Origin of the sequence: Paeniglutamicibacter selenitireducens (assembly GCF_051550675.1) — a bacterium.
Taxonomy (GTDB): Bacteria; Actinomycetota; Actinomycetes; order Actinomycetales; family Micrococcaceae; genus Paeniglutamicibacter.
Genome location: NZ_JBPULF010000002.1, coordinates 464,879 through 482,329, shown reverse-complemented (window position 1 = coordinate 482,329; position 17,451 = coordinate 464,879). Strand labels below are relative to the sequence as shown.

The 17,451-nt window shown below is 68.1% G+C and carries 18 protein-coding genes; 2 read left to right on the top strand and 16 right to left on the bottom strand.

Features of this window, described 5'->3' with window-relative positions:
- Window positions 1–23 precede the first annotated feature (23 nt).
- The 7 genes from ACSYDW_RS05695 to ACSYDW_RS05665 all read right to left on the bottom strand — a co-directional run bounded on the left by ACSYDW_RS05695 (window position 24) and on the right by ACSYDW_RS05665 (window position 6,716).
- Window positions 24–941, bottom strand: coding sequence for a phosphate/phosphite/phosphonate ABC transporter substrate-binding protein (locus tag ACSYDW_RS05695; protein ID WP_438337741.1), 918 nt, complete (start codon window positions 939–941; stop codon window positions 24–26).
- A gap of 372 nt (window positions 942–1,313) precedes the next feature.
- Window positions 1,314–2,285 carry a DMT family transporter gene (locus tag ACSYDW_RS05690; RefSeq protein ID WP_438337740.1) on the bottom strand — a complete coding sequence of 324 codons (972 nt, stop codon included), beginning with the start codon at window positions 2,283–2,285 and terminating at the stop codon, window positions 1,314–1,316.
- Window positions 2,282–2,878, bottom strand: coding sequence for a TetR/AcrR family transcriptional regulator (locus tag ACSYDW_RS05685; RefSeq protein WP_438337739.1), 597 nt, complete (start codon window positions 2,876–2,878; stop codon window positions 2,282–2,284). The genes ACSYDW_RS05690 and ACSYDW_RS05685 overlap by 4 nt, the downstream gene beginning before the upstream one ends.
- A 160-nt stretch (window positions 2,879–3,038) precedes the next feature.
- Window positions 3,039–3,539, bottom strand: coding sequence for a DUF805 domain-containing protein (locus tag ACSYDW_RS05680; protein WP_438337738.1), 501 nt, complete (start codon window positions 3,537–3,539; stop codon window positions 3,039–3,041).
- Window positions 3,540–3,727: 188 nt separating this feature from the next.
- Complete coding sequence (locus ACSYDW_RS05675; RefSeq protein WP_438337737.1) at window positions 3,728–4,225, bottom strand: DUF805 domain-containing protein; 498 nt, start codon at window positions 4,223–4,225, stop codon at window positions 3,728–3,730.
- Between the two features lie 289 nt (window positions 4,226–4,514).
- A complete protein-coding gene (locus ACSYDW_RS05670) occupies window positions 4,515–6,032 on the bottom strand; it encodes an APC family permease (protein WP_438337736.1) in 1,518 nt (505 codons plus the stop codon).
- Window positions 6,033–6,167: 135 nt separating this feature from the next.
- Window positions 6,168–6,716 (bottom strand): TetR/AcrR family transcriptional regulator, encoded by a 549-nt coding sequence (locus ACSYDW_RS05665; RefSeq protein WP_438337735.1) that lies wholly within the window; start codon window positions 6,714–6,716, stop codon window positions 6,168–6,170.
- A gap of 50 nt (window positions 6,717–6,766) precedes the next feature.
- Here ACSYDW_RS05665 and ACSYDW_RS05660 point away from each other — a divergent pair, with 50 nt between their 5' ends.
- Window positions 6,767–7,567 carry an alpha/beta fold hydrolase gene (locus tag ACSYDW_RS05660; RefSeq protein ID WP_438337734.1) on the top strand — a complete coding sequence of 267 codons (801 nt, stop codon included), beginning with the start codon at window positions 6,767–6,769 and terminating at the stop codon, window positions 7,565–7,567.
- Window positions 7,568–7,642: 75 nt separating this feature from the next.
- On the opposite strand, the gene ACSYDW_RS05655 is transcribed toward ACSYDW_RS05660, so the two are convergent.
- The 8 genes from ACSYDW_RS05655 to ACSYDW_RS05620 form a co-directional block, all read right to left on the bottom strand.
- On the bottom strand, window positions 7,643–9,259 hold the full coding sequence (locus ACSYDW_RS05655; protein WP_438337733.1) for an SPFH domain-containing protein: 1,617 nt from the start codon (window positions 9,257–9,259) through the stop codon (window positions 7,643–7,645).
- Window positions 9,260–9,262: 3 nt separating this feature from the next.
- Entirely contained in the window at window positions 9,263–9,739 is a 477-nt protein-coding gene (locus ACSYDW_RS05650) for a hypothetical protein (RefSeq protein WP_438337732.1), read from the bottom strand.
- Window positions 9,740–9,909: 170 nt separating this feature from the next.
- The gene (locus tag ACSYDW_RS05645) at window positions 9,910–10,224 is read right to left on the bottom strand and encodes a hypothetical protein (RefSeq protein WP_438337731.1); all 315 of its coding nucleotides are present in this window, start codon (window positions 10,222–10,224) and stop codon (window positions 9,910–9,912) included.
- Between the two features lie 282 nt (window positions 10,225–10,506).
- Window positions 10,507–11,838 carry a flavin-containing monooxygenase gene (locus tag ACSYDW_RS05640; RefSeq protein WP_438337730.1) on the bottom strand — a complete coding sequence of 444 codons (1,332 nt, stop codon included), beginning with the start codon at window positions 11,836–11,838 and terminating at the stop codon, window positions 10,507–10,509.
- Window positions 11,839–12,011: 173 nt separating this feature from the next.
- Window positions 12,012–13,442: an aspartate ammonia-lyase gene (locus tag ACSYDW_RS05635; RefSeq protein WP_438337729.1), complete on the bottom strand. Its 1,431-nt coding sequence runs from the start codon at window positions 13,440–13,442 to the stop codon at window positions 12,012–12,014.
- Window positions 13,439–14,635, bottom strand: coding sequence for a M20 family metallopeptidase (locus tag ACSYDW_RS05630; protein WP_438337728.1), 1,197 nt, complete (start codon window positions 14,633–14,635; stop codon window positions 13,439–13,441). The genes ACSYDW_RS05635 and ACSYDW_RS05630 overlap by 4 nt, the downstream gene beginning before the upstream one ends.
- Window positions 14,625–15,296: a DUF1028 domain-containing protein gene (locus tag ACSYDW_RS05625; RefSeq protein ID WP_438337727.1), complete on the bottom strand. Its 672-nt coding sequence runs from the start codon at window positions 15,294–15,296 to the stop codon at window positions 14,625–14,627. The genes ACSYDW_RS05630 and ACSYDW_RS05625 overlap by 11 nt, the downstream gene beginning before the upstream one ends.
- Complete coding sequence (locus tag ACSYDW_RS05620; protein ID WP_438337726.1) at window positions 15,293–15,712, bottom strand: RidA family protein; 420 nt, start codon at window positions 15,710–15,712, stop codon at window positions 15,293–15,295. Before ACSYDW_RS05620 ends, ACSYDW_RS05625 begins: the two co-directional genes overlap by 4 nt.
- A 194-nt stretch (window positions 15,713–15,906) precedes the next feature.
- On the opposite strand from ACSYDW_RS05620, the gene ACSYDW_RS05615 reads away from it, so the two are divergent.
- On the top strand, window positions 15,907–16,839 hold the full coding sequence (locus tag ACSYDW_RS05615; protein WP_438337725.1) for a LysR substrate-binding domain-containing protein: 933 nt from the start codon (window positions 15,907–15,909) through the stop codon (window positions 16,837–16,839).
- Here the strand turns inward: ACSYDW_RS05615 and ACSYDW_RS05610 are convergent.
- Window positions 16,836–17,438, bottom strand: a complete 603-nt coding sequence (locus ACSYDW_RS05610) for a TetR/AcrR family transcriptional regulator (protein WP_438337724.1) — start codon at window positions 17,436–17,438, stop codon at window positions 16,836–16,838. The genes ACSYDW_RS05615 and ACSYDW_RS05610 overlap by 4 nt on opposite strands.
- Between the last annotated feature and the right edge of the window lie 13 nt (window positions 17,439–17,451).

Below are 17,451 nucleotides of genomic sequence, written 5' to 3'. Positions count from 1 at the left end.
CATCCCTTCGATCTACGTGTTGGCTACTGGCACTGCGAGGCGTTGGTGCTCTTGCAGATGTCGCGGATGGTGTTGTAGTAGGCGTCGTCCACCGGCTTGGTCTCGAAGAAGACGGCCTTGAAGCCCTCGGAGTCGGCGCCCTTGATGCCGGCCGCGGCGATCTCGTCGATGCTCAGTTCCTTCATCAGCCCTGCGACCTCGGTGCGCAGGTCCTCCGGCAGGTTGTTGGAGACAACGATCGGTGCACCGGGAACCATGGTCTGGTCGATGACCTTGACCTTGTCGCTCTTGGCCACCTCGCTGTCCTCGGCGAAGCCTGCCTCGCACTCCTTGCCCTCGCCGACCTTCGTCACGGAGACGTCGTGCTTTCCGGCGAAGACCTTCTCGATGTCCGCCTCGACGTTGATGCCGGCCTTGCCCAGGTTGTAGGACGGGAAGAGGTAGCCGGAGGTGGAGGACGGGTCCACGAAGCAGACCTTCTTGCCCTTCATGTCGGCGATGGTCTTGATGTCGCTGTCCACCGGCACGATGGCCTGGGAGTAGTAGCCCGGCTCCTGGCCCTCGGCGGTGACGATGGAGGACACCGGGGTGAGCTTGGCGCCGTTGTTGGTGGCCGTCACGTACGTGAAGCCGGAGAAGGAGGCGACGTCGATCTTGCCGGCGATGGAGGCCTCGATGAGCGCTGCGTAGTCGGTGGACTCGTGGTACTCGACGGTCTTGCCGGTTTCCTTGGCCAGGTAGTCCATCAGCGGCTGGTAGTTGGTCTCGGTGTCGACGGAGTCCGGGACGACGCCGAACACCAGGGTGTTGGCGTCCTTGGCGAAGCCGGCTGCGGCTTCCGGGGTCTGTGCGTTGCCCGCGGGGGTGGACGAGCAGGCCGCCAGGGAGACGCTGGCGAGCAGGGCGAGGGTGAGGGCCGAAATCTTGGTGCGAGTAGACACGGTGCTGGTTCCTTCGGAAGTCATCATCTTGTGTGCACAGGATCCTGTGCCGAACGACGACGCTATGCACCGACTTCAACCACAAACCACCAAATCCGTGAACTGACGGTGAACGGACACTGCATTTCTGGTGTTGGGATTCCGGCGCGCGTTGAACCGCTGACCTGTAGCGGTGCGGTTAACGGGAGGTGAGCCGCCTGTCGCGTGGCCCGCGGTGCGGGAGCCGGGGCCGGTTGTGCAGGTGCGGGGGGAGTTGACCAGACAACTCGGCTGCCGCCCCGGTCCGCGGGCGCTGAAATGCTGCGCCGAAGAGCCCCGGCGAGGTCCTGTGGCGGCCGCCGCAAAGGGTGCAAGGAAGGCAGCGACCGGCGGTCAGCTACCGAGGGTGCGGCTTCCGGTGGGAGCGACGGAAACCGGCTGGACCCCGCGCCGCCGGGGCATCGCTTCGGGCGCGGCGGCTTGGGCCGGGGCCAGGGCGAGCACCGCAAGGGCCGCGCCGATGACGGCCAGCCCGACCCAGCCAAGGGGGCCAAGGGTTTCCCCGACAACGAGCACCGCAAGCAGCGCTGCAACGGCCGGCTCGCTCAGAGTGATGGTGGTGGCCGTGCCGGCGCCCAGGCGCGCCAGGCCGTACCCGAACAGCACGTAGCCCAGGAACATCGGAACCAGGGCCATGTAGGTGGCCACGGCGAACGCCTGCTGGCTGGCGAGCAGCGGTGCGCCGGTCACCACGAGCACCGGAAGCAGCAGGAGGCCTCCGGCGCCGAACACCGCGCCCATCGAGGCGGAGCGTTCGACGCCCCGGTCCATAAGTCGGCGGGCGCACCACGAATAGCAGGCGTAGGTGGCGCCGGCGACGAGCCCGAGCGCCATCCCGGCCAGGGTGTTTCCGGCATCGCCGGACCCGCCGCCCATCTTGGACAGGCAGAGCAGGACGCTGCCGGTGATGCCGAGCCCCGCCGCAACCATCCACCAGGTGCCCAGCGGTGTGCGCTGCACGAACCGCTCGAGCAGCCCGGAGGCAAGCGGTGCGGAGGCCAGCGACACCACGGTGCCCAGCGCCACCCCGGCCAGGTGCATGGAGCTGTAGAACGCCAGGGGGTAGATCGCCACGGCCAGCGCGCCCAGGGCCACCAGCGGCAGGTTGGCGCGCAACAGGGATCGGTGGGCCAGCAGAGCGGGGACCGCGATCAGGGCCTGCAGGATGCCGCCGATCCCCAGGGCTGCTGCACCGATCGCCAGCGGCCCGGCGGCCGGTGCGAAGGTTGCCGCGGTTCCCGTGGTGCCCCACAGGACCGAGGTCACGGTGACGGCCCCGATGGCCAGCAACCGCCCGCGGTTCATGCGGCGCCCGCCAGCGCACCGTCCACGAGCGCCGCGGCCATGGTACGGGCGCGGACCAGGCGTTCGGCAGTGCCTTCCAGGCCGGCGCGGGCCACGGCCCCTTCGAGCAGGAACGAGAGCTGCTCGGCCGTTTCGGCAGCTCGTTCGGCGCCGAGGTCCTCGGCCAGTGCCGCGGCAAGGAGGGACTCGACCTCTTCCTTGTGCTCGCGCACCGACTCCCGCCCGGGCGCACCGGCGGGCAGCTCGGCCGCGGCGTTGAGCAGGCCGCACCCGCGGAAGCCGTGGGAGTATGCGGATTCGGCGTGGTCGATGTAGGCGTCGAATACCGCGAGCACCAGCTCCCGTGCCGTGCGCGCGCCGGCTGCGCGTTGCCGGTGGAGCTCCAGCCACTCGAGGTGCCGCTCGGTGAGGTAGGTGAGTACCAGCTCGTCCTTGGACGCGAAGTTGTTGTAGAGGCTCTTGCGCGCGACGCCGGCCTGAGCCGTGACGGCGTCGATTCCCGTCGCGGCGATTCCCTGCGCGTAGAACAAGTCGGCCGCGGCCCTGAGCAACCGTTCCCGCGCCGGGCGCTGCCGGCCTGCCGATTCACCCATTGCATCCCAACTTTCAGTAGGTAGACCAGTCTACCTACTGAAAGTGAATGCTGTCACGGATTGGTTTGGCACGGTTCCCGGCGGCCACGGTGTCGCACCATGAACAATGCCCCTGCCACCGGATCCGGTGGCAGGGGCATTGTTTGCTCAAGTGGCGAGGTCAGGGCGCGGGGTAACCCGCCGGCCAGGCCTGGCCCTTGTCGAAGCGCGCACCTGCCGGGTTCGAGGGCATCAGCACGAAGACCAGGACGACGATCGACCCGAAGAAGGGGACGAATGCGAGCAGGTAGAGCCAGCCGCTGAAGTTGGCGTCGTGGAAGCGGCGCACCACCAGTGCCAGGCTGGGGATGAATGTGGCAAGGCCGTAGAGGCTCAGCAGCAGGACGCCGGGGATGGCGCCCGGAGGCATCTCGCCGGCAGTGGCCGGTTCGTTGAAGCCGCCGCCGATGGCCACGATGGCCAGTGCCGCGAACCCGACCAGCGCGTTGAACAGCTGGACCCACCAGTATTCGCTGCGGCTGGCGCGGCCGCTGAATGTCGCGTACTTGGTGAAGTACCGCTTGACGGCCTGGCCCAAGCTGGCCCCATACAGGGGAAGGTCCAGGCTGTCCTGGGGAGTCGAAGGGGCTGGGGCCCCATAGGGGTTTGGCGGGTATGACATGGTGTGTTCCTCCATCGAAGTGATCGTTCGCCATACTACTCGACGCACCGCCCGGGATTCGCGGGCCGTTGGATGCCGGACGACGGATCCGCCGGGTGCTGAGTCGCGCACGCGGCCTGATATGTGCTCGGAGGTCGTAAGGACGCACTGCTGTCACACATGTGTTGCCGACGTCGTTTGCCTCGTGGCTACTGCTCCGGCTGCTCCGTTGGCGGGACCCAGCCTTTGTCGAATCGTACGCCCGCCGAGTCGGACGGCTTCAGGGCAAGGAATAGGGCGATGGGCAACCCGACGTACGGCGTCATGCAGATCAGGTAGGGCACGTCGATGTTGGCGTCGTGGAAGCGGCGGGTTCCCAGGGCCCAATTCGGGAACAGCGTGGCGAGGTAGTAGGCCAGCCACAGCAGCAGCCAGAAAGTCGCAACATCAGGCATCTCGGTGGATGTCCGGTCGAAGATGTTCTTGCCGCCCGCCACCATGAGGGCAAGGCAAGCGACCGTGACGAGGGTATTGAGCAACATGATCCACCAGTACTCGCTGCGGCTGGCACGGCCCTCGAAGGTTCCGTATTTCTTGAAGAACAGTGCGACGGCTTCGCCGAACGTGGCTCCGTAGCGGGGCAGGTCCAGGTCATCCGGTGCGGGGAGTGCTGAGGGGGACTGGTTGGGGCCCACGGGGTGTGGCATCGAGCTTGTTCCTCCATGGAAGTGATCTTCCGCCATGCTACTCGAACTTCTTTCCGGTGCAATGGCGGGGTTTCGTGACCTTGGAGGACGGCCGCGCGTCCGGTGGCGGCGGAATCCGTGCGCCAGCTGAACGGGAAACCCCAGCGGGCGCCGGCCTTGGAAAGGGTCCTCTACCAAGCGTTTGGGTGCACCAAGCGATGGAGGGCCCGCCGTACGGCGGGCCCTCCATCGGTTCTCATGCTTCGGCGGCCGGGTTCGCGGGTGCGTTCCCGGCGGCAGGAGTCAGGGCCTACTCGGGGGCTAGGACCGAGGAGTCCTTGTTGATGGTTTCCCGGCGGAAGAACGGCTTGGACTCGGGGAACATCGACCAGAGGAACATTGCCACCAGGCCCAGCGCCAGTGAGCCGAAGCCGATCACGAAGGTCGAGCCGATCCCGGCGATGGTTGCGTACCCGTAGTCCGGGTCGGCCATGTCGAACGCCGACTGGATGAATGCCCAGGCCATGAAGACGCCGCCCAGCAGCGGGAAGAAGAAGCGGTAGAAGAAGTTCCGGGCCGAGGTGAAGAGGGTGGCGCGGAAGAACCAGATGCAGGCGAAGGATGCGATCCCGTAGAACAGTGCGATCGCCAGGCCGATCGAAAGGATCGAGTCCTGCAGCAGGTTGTTGCTGACCATGCTCATGCCCACGAAGTAGGCGATGGAGATGATGCCCATCAACATGGTGGAGAACGTCGGTGTCTGGGACTTCTCGCTGACCTTGGCGAAGCGGGCCGGCAGGGCCTTGTAGATGCCCATGGCGAAGGTGCCGCGAGCCGTGGGAAGGATGGTGGTCTGCGAGGAGGACAGTGCGGAGATTGCCACGGCGATGACCAGGAACCAGCCCAGCGGGCCCATGGCCTGGGATGCCAGGCCGAAGAAGACGTCGTCGGCGTTCTCCGCGTTGGCCAGGCCCGTGCCTTCCTCGCCGATGCCCGCGTACATCATGACCGCGATGGTGATGCCGACGTATGTGACAAGCAGCAGCAGGGTGGAGAGCAGGGCCGCGCGGCCAGGGGTCTTCTGCGGGTCCTTGGTTTCCTCGCTCAGGGCCAGGCAGGTGTCCCAGCCCCAGTAGATGAACAGGGCAAGCATGACGGCCTGGACCATGCCGGACTTGTCGGCAAGCATCGGGTTGAACCAGTCGATGGACATCGGCGTGGCATCCGGGGCGTTGCCGCTGAAGAAGCCGATGAGGCAGCCGATGACGAACGCGGCCATGGCGGCGTATTGGATGGCCAACAGTGCCACCTGGACCTTTTCGCCCAGTTCCACACCGCGCATCGACACGTAGGTCATGGCGGCGATGGTGGCGGCGCCAAGGGACACGACAACGACGCGGTTTTCGGCCAACGAGCCGTCGCCGACCAGGTGCAGGACGTAGACGGCGGAGATCTCGGCGAGGTTCGCCATGACGAAGATGCCTGCCACCGCCAGCGCCCAACCGGAGAACCAGCCGGTGCGCGGGCCGAAGGCCTTCGCGGCCCAGGTGAAGACCGTACCGCAGTCGGGGATCGCGCTGTTGAGCTCGCGGTAGGCGAAGGCCGTGAACATCATGGGGACGAACGCAATGATGAAGGCGATGGGAGCCTGTGCCCCGACGGCCAGCACCACGTAGCCCAGGGTCGCGGCAAGCGAGAAGAGGGGGGCCGTGGAGGCGAGGCCGATCACGGTGGAGCCGGCGATGCCGAGCTTGCCCGTGGCAAGGCCCTTGCCCTGGGCGACCGGTGGTGCTTGCTGAATGACGGGGCTTTGCGTTGCGGTGTCCATTCGTGCCCTTCCACGGACGTGTGATCCACCTCACGGGTGGCTAGGGGCAAAAACCTACCACCTGGTTGGTAGGTCGACAAGTGGTTCGCGACACATTCGCGTGGGGCGTGTCATGTCCCCACGTCAGGAGGCTTGTCAGGCCGCGGCGCGGATTCGCTCGACGAGGCCGAGCATGTCGGTGGCGGTCGAGGCGTCAAGGAACGACTCCGGCTCGCCGTCCACGCTGAGCAGCACGTTGTGGGTGATGCCGTAGCCGGTGAAAAGGACCAGCTTGGCTAAGGTTGCATCTCCCAGCGCCAGCAGCAGGGCCTCGTACCAGCCCTTGCGGCAGGTGCGCAGCACGGCGCCGGCGACCTCGTCGCCGGTCTGCGCGAGCCGGTGCACCGCCTCGATCAGGCGCTCCAGCAGACTGTCGTGGTCAAGGGATGAGACCAGGTAGTAGGTGGTGGCGTTCGGCAGGTCGGCAAGCATCTTGTTGGCATCCTCCGCGGCCTGCGCCTCGAGTTCGGCGAAGATCGCCTGCCGGAGGGCGCCCATGGAGGAAAAGTGGTGCAGCACCCCGGCCTTCGACAGCCGGCATGCGGAGCCGACGGCATCGAGGGTCGCAGCGCGGGTCCCCTGGTCCACGAGCAGGTTCAGGTATGCGGTGAGGATGGTCTCCCGCTTTCCGTCTTGGGTCAGCATGCGCTCAATCCTACGCAGGCACCGGGTCCCCGCGGGGTTAAGGTTGCACCGTGAACGCGGAAAAGACGTTGCGGGCCGTGTTGCCCGACGGCACCGGGCTCTCCTATGCGATGGCCGGCCCGGAGGGAGGCAGGCCCGTCCTGTTGCTGCACGCCTGGGGCGAAACACGCCGATCCTTTGACAGGCTCCTGCCGTTGCTTCCCGCCTCGGTGCGTGTGGCGGCCGTCGACCAGCGGGGCCACGGGCAGTCGGAGAAGCCGTCGGCGGGGTACTCGCTGGGCGCGATGGCCGCGGACGTCGTGGGGTTCATCGATGCCATCGGATTCGAATCGGCAGTCGTGGTGGGATCGTCGAGCGGGGGCTACGTCGCCCAGCAGGTTGCGGTTGCCGCGCCGGATCGAGTGGCTGCCCTGGTGCTGGTCGGTTCCCCGCTCAGCCTGCGGGGCCGGCCGGACTTTGCCGGCGAGGTCGAGTCCCTCGGTGATCCCGTGGATCCCGGATGGGTTCGCAAGTCCCTTTCCTGGTTCCCCTGTGCCACCCCGGTTCCGCAGTGGTACCTCGAGGACCGGATCCGGGACGGTGCCAACATCCCCGCCCAGGTCTGGGGCGGGACCCTCGACGGGCTCTGCGGCGCGATGCCGCCGACAGAAGCCGGGAGCATCGAGTGCCCCACGCTCATCCTGTGGGGCGAGCGGGACGGAGTCCTGCCGCGGGCCCAGCAGGACGGGCTGGCGGCGGCGATCCCCGGTTCGCGGCTCGTGGTCTACGCGAACACCGGACACCTGGTCCTCTGGGAACAGCCCGGGCGTGTCGCCGAGGACATTGCGGCGTTCCTGCAGACCCTGGGCTAGCTTGCGGCCGGCTCCGGGTCCGCAGGAACACACGACGCCCGGCCGGAAACCCGGCCGGGCGTCGTGTATTGCCGGCTAGTTCTGCTCGAAGACAGGGGTTTCGAGCTTGGTGTCGCCCTGGGGCTCTGCTGCGGCAACCGGCGTGTCGTTCGCCGGGGCGACGGGCTTCGCTCCGCCGCCGAGCAGACCCGACAGCATCTCGCCGAGGTCCACGCCGGAGCCGGCCTTGATCATGGCCAGGCCTTCGGTGACGACGCGGTTCGCCTGTTTGACGGCATCCGAGGCGCCGTCCGAGCTGATGACCGTGTAGTTGTCGATGCCCGACATCGCATCCGAGCTGGCCTTGACGACCTCCGGGAGTGCGCTGATCGCCAGGAACGCCAGGCTGGCCTGGGTGTGGCCGGTCAGTGCCGTGGCCTTTGCATCCTCCGCCGAGGCGGTTGCCGCGCCGATGGCGGCGATGGACGCGCCCTCGGCCTCGCCGCGCAGGCGGATGGCGTCGGCCTCGGCCTTGGCGTTGTACTCAACGGCCGTCGCTTCGGCCTTGGCGTTCAGTTCCACGGCGGTGGCCTGGCCCTGGGCGCGGAACACCTCGGCGTTCTTCGAGGCTTCTGCCTCCACCGTCTGGGCTGCCGCGCGGGCCTCGGCATCGGCGATGGATGCGCGCTTGGCGCCGTCGGCCTCGATGGCCTTGGACTCGGAACGGGCCGTTGCGTTGAAGACGTCGGCATCGCGCTTGGCCTGCGCCTCGGTGCGCAGCTTGTACGCCTGGGCGTCGGCCGGCTTGTGGACCTCGATGTCCAGGCGTTCCTGCTCCACGAGGGCCTTTTCGGCCAGTGCCTTGCGTTCGAGCTCCGCCACCAGGACGTCCTGCTCCGCCTTGGCCAGCTCGTGGGCCGAGCTGGCGATGGCCGCGGCGCGGTCCTCCTCGGCCTTGAACTCGGACTTCTTGATGGCGAGGTCGCGGGCCAGGGCGGCCGTTGCGGCTTCCTGCTCGATGCGGGCGGCTTCGGATTCCTGGAAGGCCTTGGACGTGGCGATGCGGGCCTCGCGCTTGGCGCGCTCCAGGCCCGGCTTGCCGACTTCCTCCAGGTAGTCGATGGTGGTCGGCTTGTTGTCCGGGCCGACCACGGTGCGCGACGGGGTGCTGACCGAAGAGATGTTGAAGGCATCGATCTGGATGCCCTGCTCGGCGAACTGGGTGACGGCGGACTCCAGGGACTGGTCCTGGAATTCCTTGCGGTTGTTGTTTGCGTCCTCGACCGACATGGCCGAGACGATGCCGCGCAGCACGCCTTCGGCAGACTTCGTCACCGAGGCGTTCAGGTCCTCCTTGGAGTGAGTGAGGAAGCGCTGGACGGCCTTGCTCATGCCCTCGACCGAGTCGTCGAACTTGAAGTTCAGGCTGGCCGTCACCGAGGTGGTGATGAAGTTCTTGTCAACGCCTTCCACGGCGAGTTCAACCTGGCGCTGTTCAAGGGACATCACGTACTTCTGGTGGATGACCGGCAGGAAAAGCACAATGCCCTTGGTGAAGATCTGCACCTGGCCCTTCGCGCCCTTGCCCGCGCGAATGACCGCCTGGTTGGGGGCCACCGTGACAAGGCGGGTGGTGGCGTACCAGACGAGGGCAATGAGGACGGCGAGGATCGCTGCGACGGCGATGACCGTTCCGTTTGCGGCAAAATCCATGGGTTAGGCTCCGTTCAGTTCAGAGGTGGATGCGACCCTGATGCGGTCCCCGACAATGGCGACGACGGCAATGGGTGTGCCCCGCTCGATGGGGCTGGTTGAGAATGCGAGGCGCTGGTTGATTTCATCGGGGTGGTTCAGCTGGACCTTTCCGATGACGTCGTTGATGTCCGTGGTGGCGACGCCCAGGAGCCCGATGACCTCGTGGGGCTGCGCGTTCGAAATGCTGGCCATCTTCCGGGCAAGCAGTGCCACGCACACGATGGCGATGGCCCCCAGGACGGAGCCGGCGATGTAGGCCAGGAACAGGGGGCCGTCGTTGAGCAGCACTATCGCGCCCGCGGCCCCGAAGAGCGTGGCGGCCGCACCGACCGCGGTGGTGGAGATGAACCCGTCGAAGAGGTCGAACATCTCTCCCAGGGTCATGGAAAGGATCAGGAGCAGGAGGCCGATGCCTCCGATCACTGCGAATGCGAGCATCGGGCTTTCTTTCCGTCGAAGGGATTAACTATTCAGCCTACTGGGGAAAGTGAGGGGTGCACGGCATTTGCTGTTCCCGCAATGTTCCACGTCGACCCGCGGAAGCACTGTTGGTCAAGGCCTTTGAGTTAGCGCCGGGCCGCAGCATGGTCGTACCGGCGGCGGCCCGCCTACGCGTAGAACGGGGAGCTGTGGCCGGGGCAGGTGCAGTGGATTTCGTACATGGGCAGGCCCGCGGGGGCCCCTCCGTGCCCGGTGGAAACCAGGTGCTCCTCGGCGAACATGAACATCGGGTACTCGTGGCTGGCGTGGGGGTTGTAGGGGGTCGGGTAGACCCAGTGCCCGACGATTTCGTAGCTGGGCAGCGCGTACGGGTCGCGCTGGTTGTGTGCGCTCGGGTAGAACTCGGTGCCGACCAGGTAGTGGCTGGCCACGCCATACTCGTGTTCCTGGTTGATGTGCGTCGGGAACAAGATGGCTTCCATCGGGTACTTCCTGATCTAGTGAGGAGGCCGGCGGAGGGACCACTGCGAAAGCCCCGTCCGCCGGCCTAACGCCAGCAAAGCGATGAAGTAAGGCTAACCTAAGATATTTACCTTGTCGATCGGTTACGTTATTTGAATCGCCCGGTGCTTCGTGTGCGACGGAAACGTTGGCCTGTGTGTTCGAGGCCGAAACGCAGAAGCACCACGCCGCAGGGCTGCCCCCGGCGGGGGTGCGCTGTGGCGTGGTGCCTCGGGCGGGACGTTGACGGCGCCGCCGGATCCTCAGACCGCCTGGGGTACCGCGGCGCCCTCATCGAGGGGGTCGGCGGCGGGGCCGGAGGCGAGCTGTCCGGGACGCAGCGGCTCATCGGCCAGGTGTTTCAGATAGCCGCGCTGGATGGTGATCTGCTCGGCCAGGTACTTGGCGTCGTGCCAGACTCCCCAGATGAAGCTCGATCCGCGGTGTGACTGCCAGGGCAGGCCCAGGAAGTAGATCCCGGTTTCCGTGGACACCCCGCGCTGGTGCCTGGGCCGCCCGTTGGCGTCGACGGCGTCGGCCGGCAACCAGCCGTAGTCGAGGGCGAATCCGGTGGCCCAGACGATGGAGGTGATTCCGGCTTCCGCAAGGTCGAGCGCAAGGGTGGGGTCCGTCAGGTCGGCCGGGTCGTCGGCCAGGATCCTGGCCTCCGGTTCCTCCGGGAAGTCCAGGCCGTTGCGGAGGATGTAGGCGTCAGCCTCGTCCAGCACCGAAAGGTAGTTGGCGTCGCCGTTGGCGATGTTCCGCGCCAGGTCCGGCGCGAAGGCCATGGTTCCGTCCGCGTACGACTCGGTGCGGCCGACCAGCTTGATGCCGCGCGCGGCGAGGGCCCGGAAATCCACGGTGTGCCCGCCGTTGGCGCCGCTGACGGCGATGGTGACGTGTTCGGCTCCCTTGGGAGGCGCCGAGGCCGACCACTTGTCCAGGACCCCGAGCCACCAGCAGAAGTCCTTGCCGCGGTACTGGCGCGGCGGGCGGTCGTGCGGCCCGACCGAGAGGACGACGGGCCGGCCCGAGCGGCGAAGTTCCTCGGCGATCTGCACCCCGGAGGATCCGGCGCCGACCACCATGACACCGCCCTCCGGCAGCTGCTGCGGATTGCGGTAGGAGCTGGAGTGCAGCTGCACCAACCCGGAGTCGTCCGGGACGACCGCGGGAACCAGCGGCCGCTGGAAGGGACCCGTCGCGGCCACCACGTAGCGGGCGTTGATGGTTCCGTCGGTGGTTTCGACGTGGAAACCGGGCTTTCCGGTGTTCCGGCGCACGTTTGTCACCTCGACGCCGCAACGGATGGGGGCATCGAACTTCGCGGCGTAGGCCTCGAAGTACTCCGCGACGCGGTCCTTGGGGGCGAACCCGTCGGGGGACACGTCGTCGAACTCCATGCCGGGGAAGCGGTCGTGCCAGGCAGGCCCGTTGGCCACCAGGGAGTCCCATCGCCCGGTGCGCCAGCGTTCGGCGATGCGGTCCCGTTCCAGGACGAGGTGCGGGATGCCTCGCGCGCCCAGGTGCTCGCTCATGGCCACTCCGGCCTGGCCTGCGCCGACAATCAAGACCTCGGTCTCTTGGTTCGACATGCCAACCTCCATTGTTCTAGGTAGTCTTGTCCGCTGCGATGCGGCAGGTGTTTTGTCCATCGGAATACATTCACGAAACCGCATTTCGCGGCATCGTTCAAACATTTGTTCTCGTTCGATTGCATCGATTTTTTAGATATGAATCGGCAGGGCACGGTGGGTCCCGCCGCAGGCTACGGGGATGCGGGGGCGGGCAGTCCCGCCAGCACCGCGGGGGAGAGCAGGGCGTCCAGCCTGTCTGCCCCGAGGAGCCCGCGGTCGAGAACGAGCTCCCTGACGCTGCGCCCGGTGGCCAGGGATTCCTTGGCCAGCATGGCGGCCGCGGCGTAGCCGATGAGCGGCGCCATGCCCGTGACGACGCTGACCGATTCCTCCATGCGCCTGGCCAGCACGGGCTCGTTGGCCTCGATGCCGTCGACGCACCTGGTGCGCAGCGTGTGGCAGGCCGCGGTGAGCCACTGCATGGATTCGAGCAGGCAATCGGCCATCACCGGTTCGAAGGCATTGAGTTGCAGCTGCCCCGCCTCGGCCGCCATGGTGACGGTTGCATCGGCACCGACGACCCGGAACGCCACTTGGTTCACGACCTCCGGGATCACCGGGTTGACCTTCCCGGGCATGATCGAGGAGCCGGCCTGGACCGCGGGCAGGATGATCTCGTTGAAACCGGCCTGCGGCCCCGAGGACAGCAGCCTCAGGTCGTTGCAGATCTTCGAGAGCTTGATGGCCGAGCGTTTCAGCACGCCGGAAAGGAGCATGAACACACCGGTGTCGGAGGTTGCCTCGATCAGGTCCTTCGCGGAGACCAGTTCCAGCCCCGTCAGCCGGCCCAGCTCCCGGACGGCAAGCGCGCGGTACTCCGGGTGGGCGGTGATGCCGGTGCCGATGGCCGTGGCGCCGAGGTTGATTTCCAGCAGGTGCGGCACGAGTTCGGCCAGCCGCTGCAGGTCCTCGCGCAGCGTCTCGGCGAACGCCGCGAACTCCTGGCCCAGCGTCATCGGCACGGCATCCTGCAGTTGGGTCCGCCCGACCTTCACGATCCCCGCGAAGCGGGTTCCCCGGGCGGCGAAGGAGTCCGCCAGGAGCCGGTGCTCGGTGCGGTAGTCCTCCAGCGCCGAGAGCAGGGAGATCTTCACGGCTGTCGGGTAGGTGTCGTTGGTGCTTTGGCTGCGGTTGACGTGGTCGATCGGGTCCAGCTCGCGGTAGTCGCCCTTGGCGAAGCCGAGGATCTCCAGGGCCCGGTTGGCAATGACCTCGTTGACGTTCATGTTGGTGCTGGTGCCGGCCCCGCCCTGGATGCGGTCGACGGGGAAATGCTCGTCCAGCGCGCCGTCGCGCACCTCCAGGGCCGCCAGTTCGATGGCGGCCGCCCGTGGCGGATCAAGCAGGCCCAGGGCGGCGTTGGCCCTGGCCGCGGCGCACTTGAGGGCGCCGAAGGCGCTGACCAGCGAGCGCAGGCTGCCCACCGGGCGGCCGCTGACCGGGAAGTTCTCGATGGCCCGGAGCGTGCTGATGCCCCAGTAGGCGTCGGCCGGAACCTCCCGTTCGCCCAGGGAATCGCGCTCCAGGCGGGTGCCGGCGGTGCCTTTCGGGTGCTGGTTCATGGCGTGTCCACTCGTTTCCTGGGGTCTTCCGGGGCCCCGACGTAGTCCAACGCGGTCAGCGCGAGGGCCGCGGCGCCGTCGTGGATGGCGAGGTTTGCTGCGTCCCCGACGCAGTGTGCGGCGAATTCGGGTTGGTGGTTGGCCGCGGGGAAGCAGCCGAGCCCGATGTAGGGGTGGATCGCGGGGACCACCTGGGACACGTTGCCCATGTCGGTCGAGGCGCGGTTCATGGTGGCCTGTTCGGGCGGGGCATCGAAGGTGCGGCCCAGTGCGAGGGCGTGGCGCCGGTAGATCCCCAGCGCGCGTTCGTCGGTCCGGAACTCCGAGTAGGGCTCGGACTCGGCGGTGATCTCCAACTCGCAGCCCGTGGCCAGGGCGCCGGCCTCGAAGCACCTGTTGACCCGCTCGTTCAGCGGGCCCAGTTCGGCAAGCGTCTCGGCGCGGACGTACCAGCGGCCCCGGGTGGTTTCCGGGATGGCGTTGGGTGCCTCCCCGCCGCGGGTCTGCACCCCGTGGACCCGGCTTTCGGCGGGAAGCTGCTGGCGCAGCATGCCGAGGGCCACCTGGGCGATGACGAAGGCGTCGTTGGCGTTGATTCCCTGCTCCGGGTAGGCGGCGGCGTGCGCCGACTTCCCGCGGTACTCCACGTGCTGGTGCGCGACGGCGAACGGGTTTGCCTCCGCGGAGTCGACGGGGCTGGGGTGGACCATCATCGCGAGGTCCAGGCCGGCGAAGGCACCGCGCTTGAGCATCTCGATCTTGCCGCCGCCGCCCTCCTCCGCGGGCGTCCCGTAGAGCTCGATGGACAGGTCGTACTCCCGGGCGAAGCCGGCCAGGGCGCAGGCCGCACCCACGGAGGCGGCGGCAATGATGTTGTGGCCGCAGGCGTGCCCGAGCCCGGGCAGCGCGTCGTACTCCGCCATCAGCCCGATGCGCCGGCGGCCGGTGCCCAGCACGGCGCGCAGCGCCGTGGGGAACCCGAGGTACCCGCGTTCGACGGCGAACCCGCGGGCCTCGAGGTAGTTGGCGGTCCAGGCCGCGGCGCGGTGTTCCTCCCAGCCTGTTTCCGGGTTGGCATGGATGGTTTCGGAGAGCTCCACCAGCGCGCGGTGCTCAGCGCGGACGGCCTCGAGGACCCGCCCGCGGGCGGTGCCCGCCGTGCGTGCCGGGGGCAGCAGGGTGCTATCTGTCATCGCCGGGCACCCCGTAACCCTCGGACGCGACGGGGTCCAGCCCCCGGGTCACATAGGCCTGGCGCTGCGGCAGCCAGATCCCCAGCAGCCTGCCCAGCTCGGCGACGGGGTCCCCGTGCCAGTCAACGCGCAGGTCGGTGTCCCTCCAGCCGTGGCCCGAGACGACGGACAGGCCTGCCGAGTGCACGGGGCCCGCTTCGCCACCGGCGGCCAGGGCCCCGCGCAACCCGGCCAGCAGCCGTTCCTCGAGCTCGCCGCCGGCCGACTCGAAAGCGTCGCAGGCCGCCTGCGCCACCGAGGCGGAGGCCAGCATGTTGCCGGCCCCCGCGCTGGCCGGCCCGCGGCCGTGGCCGTGGATCCCCAGGGTCCGGGCGCCGCTGTAAAGGGCGGATCCGCCGTGCGAATCCAGGACCACGAGCTGCCGGAAGTCGATGTCCGGCGCCGCGGCGACGACGGCGTCAAGTGCCTGCCGGGCATCCTCGCCGGCCTCGAGGCGGTCGAGCAGCGCCGGGCCCAGCCGCGGGTCAGTGATGTTCTGGGAGCTGACGGCGCCCACGCCGTCGCGCAGGTGGATGCAGCGTGCCGCAACCGCGGGGGAGGAGGAGGCGACGGCCAGGCCGAACCGACCGTTGCCGTCCGTGCCGGCGATGCTGAAGGTCATTTCGCGTCCCCCGACAGCACTGCTGTGGCATCGATCTCCACGAGCCATTCGGGGCGGGCCAGGGCAGAGACGACGAGCCCGGTGGAGACGGGGAAGACGCCCTTGAGCCAGCGGCCCATGGTGCGGTACACGGTTTCGCGGTAGCGCGGGTCGATCAGGTAGACGGTCACCTTGACGATGTCCTCCAGGGTGCCCCCGGCCTCCTCCAGCAGCATCTTGATGTTGGCCATGGCCTTCTCCGTCTGGGCCTCCACGTCGCCGATGCCCACAGATTCGCGGGTGTCCAGGTCCTGGCCGATCTGCCCGCGCAGGTAGACGACGCCGCCGGCGACAACCGCCTGGCAGAGGTCGTTGTCCAGGTTTTGCTCCGGGTAGGTGTCCTTGGTGTTGAAGGTGCGGATGCGGGTGTGTTTCACGGTCCTGCCGCCTTTCCTGTGGCCGGGCCTGCCGGCGGTCGGTCTGTTCTGGGGGTGGGCCGCCATCCCGGGCGGGTGCCCGCTCCGGGACGCGGGTGCGTGAGTCAAGCATTCAACGCACCAGCACATCTGTCTAACAGTTTTTTTAGAGAAGATGCATCTGAATTTCAGATGCAATGGTCTATGCTCGGGGGATGGACGTGACGTTGACGCAAATGAGGTACTTCGCCGAGGCCGCCGCGCGGCTGTCGATGACGGGGGCCGCCGAGCGGCTGAACGTCGCGCAGTCCGCGGTGTCAAGTGCCGTGGCCCAGCTCGAGCGCCAGATCGGCTCGCAGTTCTTCATCCGCCAGCGTTCCAAGGGGCTGGTGCTCACCCCCGCGGGCGAGCTGTTCCTGCGCGACGCGCTGGCCGTGCTGGCCCACGTCGAGGAGGCCGTCGACCACGCCCGCGGCGAGCAGGCCAGCCTCGCCGGGCGCGTGCGGCTTGCCTGCTTCAGCACGCTGGCCCCGTTCCTGCTTCCCGGACTGCTCAGCCGGATGCGCCTGGAGCACCCGGACCTCGAACTGGAGGTGGTGGAGGCCGACGCGGCGGGCTGTTCCGCGGCCCTGCTCAACGGCCAGGTGGACCTGGCGCTCTGCTACGACCTGGGACTGCCCGAGGAGGTCGCCGCCACGGCGGTGCACGGCGCCCGCCCGTACCTCGCGCTGCCGCCCGAACACCGTTTCGCCCAGCGCGCGGAGGTGGACCTGGCGGAGATGCGGGACGAGCCGTTCGTGCTGCTGGACCTGCCGCACACCCGCGAGCTGATGCTCTCGATCCTCTCCGAGGCCGGTCTGGAGCCCAACGTGCGTTTCCGCTCCGGCAGCTACGAGACGGTGCGCACCTTCGTGGCCAACGGGCACGGGTATTCGATCCTGCACCAGCGTCCGCAGCATGATTTCACGTACGACGGCGGGCGCGTGGTGCCCGTGGCGATCAAGGGACGCGTCCCGGAACTGCAGACGGTGATCGCCCGGCTGCGCATCCAGCGCCCCACCGCCAGGACGCGCGCCGTGGCGCAGGCGGTGCGCATGCAGGTGGAGGGGCTCGCGGCGCGGTCGCGGGACCGGGAGGCCCGGGGCTAGACCAGGGCCAGCGAGATCCGCTCGAGCATGCCGTCGAGCAGCCGGCGCTGGCGCGAGCCGGTCATGGCCCCGGGGTCGAGCATCGCGGTGATGTGCAGCCCCATCATGGTGTTCAGCAGCTCGTCGGCCACCAGGTCCGGGTCCGCGGGTCCGTGCGCCCCGGTGTCGGCGCGTTCCTGCGCGAGGCACGACATGATCGCCGCGTGCCAGAATGCGAGGGCGTCGCGCCCCACCCGGCGCAGCTCGGTGTCGCTTTGCGCCCGCTGCCAGAAGGACACCGCGACCCGCGCCTCCACGGCGGTCAGGTCCTCCGCCGGGATGATCTCCAGGCAGAGGGTGCGCAGCGCGGCGAGCCCCCGCTTGCCCGCGGTGGAGGCGGCGATGCGCTCGTTGGTCCGTTGGCAGATCAGTTCGTAGGAGGCCAGCAGCAGGGCGTCCTTGTTGGGGAAGTAGTGCGCCAGGATCCCGGGGGCCGCGTAGCCGCACTCGCGGGCGATGTCGCGCATGCTGGCATTCTCGATGCCGCGCTCGGCAATGACCTTCCAGGTGGTTTCGATGATGGCGCTGCGGCGTTCGGCGTGGTCGACCAACCGGGGCATGGGGGTTCTTCCT

What these genes read in the sequence shown, in the direction of transcription:
- ACSYDW_RS05690 (WP_438337740.1), bottom strand. Translation starts at nt 2,285, where the DNA reads ATGAACCGCGGGCGGTTGCTGGCCATCGGGGCCGTCACCGTGACCTCG.
- ACSYDW_RS05610 (WP_438337724.1), bottom strand. Translation starts at nt 17,438, where the DNA reads ATGCCCCGGTTGGTCGACCACGCCGAACGCCGCAGCGCCATCATCGAA.
- ACSYDW_RS05680 (WP_438337738.1), bottom strand. Translation starts at nt 3,539, where the DNA reads ATGTCATACCCGCCAAACCCCTATGGGGCCCCAGCCCCTTCGACTCCC.
- ACSYDW_RS05670 (WP_438337736.1), bottom strand. Translation starts at nt 6,032, where the DNA reads ATGGACACCGCAACGCAAAGCCCCGTCATTCAGCAAGCACCACCGGTC.
- ACSYDW_RS05650 (WP_438337732.1), bottom strand. Translation starts at nt 9,739, where the DNA reads ATGCTCGCATTCGCAGTGATCGGAGGCATCGGCCTCCTGCTCCTGATC.
- ACSYDW_RS05625 (WP_438337727.1), bottom strand. Translation starts at nt 15,296, where the DNA reads ATGACCTTCAGCATCGCCGGCACGGACGGCAACGGTCGGTTCGGCCTG.
- ACSYDW_RS05640 (WP_438337730.1), bottom strand. Translation starts at nt 11,838, where the DNA reads ATGTCGAACCAAGAGACCGAGGTCTTGATTGTCGGCGCAGGCCAGGCC.
- ACSYDW_RS05645 (WP_438337731.1), bottom strand. Translation starts at nt 10,224, where the DNA reads ATGGAAGCCATCTTGTTCCCGACGCACATCAACCAGGAACACGAGTAT.
- ACSYDW_RS05675 (WP_438337737.1), bottom strand. Translation starts at nt 4,225, where the DNA reads ATGCCACACCCCGTGGGCCCCAACCAGTCCCCCTCAGCACTCCCCGCA.
- ACSYDW_RS05665 (WP_438337735.1), bottom strand. Translation starts at nt 6,716, where the DNA reads ATGCTGACCCAAGACGGAAAGCGGGAGACCATCCTCACCGCATACCTG.
- ACSYDW_RS05615 (WP_438337725.1), top strand. Translation starts at nt 15,907, where the DNA reads ATGGACGTGACGTTGACGCAAATGAGGTACTTCGCCGAGGCCGCCGCG.
- ACSYDW_RS05635 (WP_438337729.1), bottom strand. Translation starts at nt 13,442, where the DNA reads ATGAACCAGCACCCGAAAGGCACCGCCGGCACCCGCCTGGAGCGCGAT.
- ACSYDW_RS05630 (WP_438337728.1), bottom strand. Translation starts at nt 14,635, where the DNA reads ATGACAGATAGCACCCTGCTGCCCCCGGCACGCACGGCGGGCACCGCC.
- ACSYDW_RS05655 (WP_438337733.1), bottom strand. Translation starts at nt 9,259, where the DNA reads ATGGATTTTGCCGCAAACGGAACGGTCATCGCCGTCGCAGCGATCCTC.
- ACSYDW_RS05685 (WP_438337739.1), bottom strand. Translation starts at nt 2,878, where the DNA reads ATGGGTGAATCGGCAGGCCGGCAGCGCCCGGCGCGGGAACGGTTGCTC.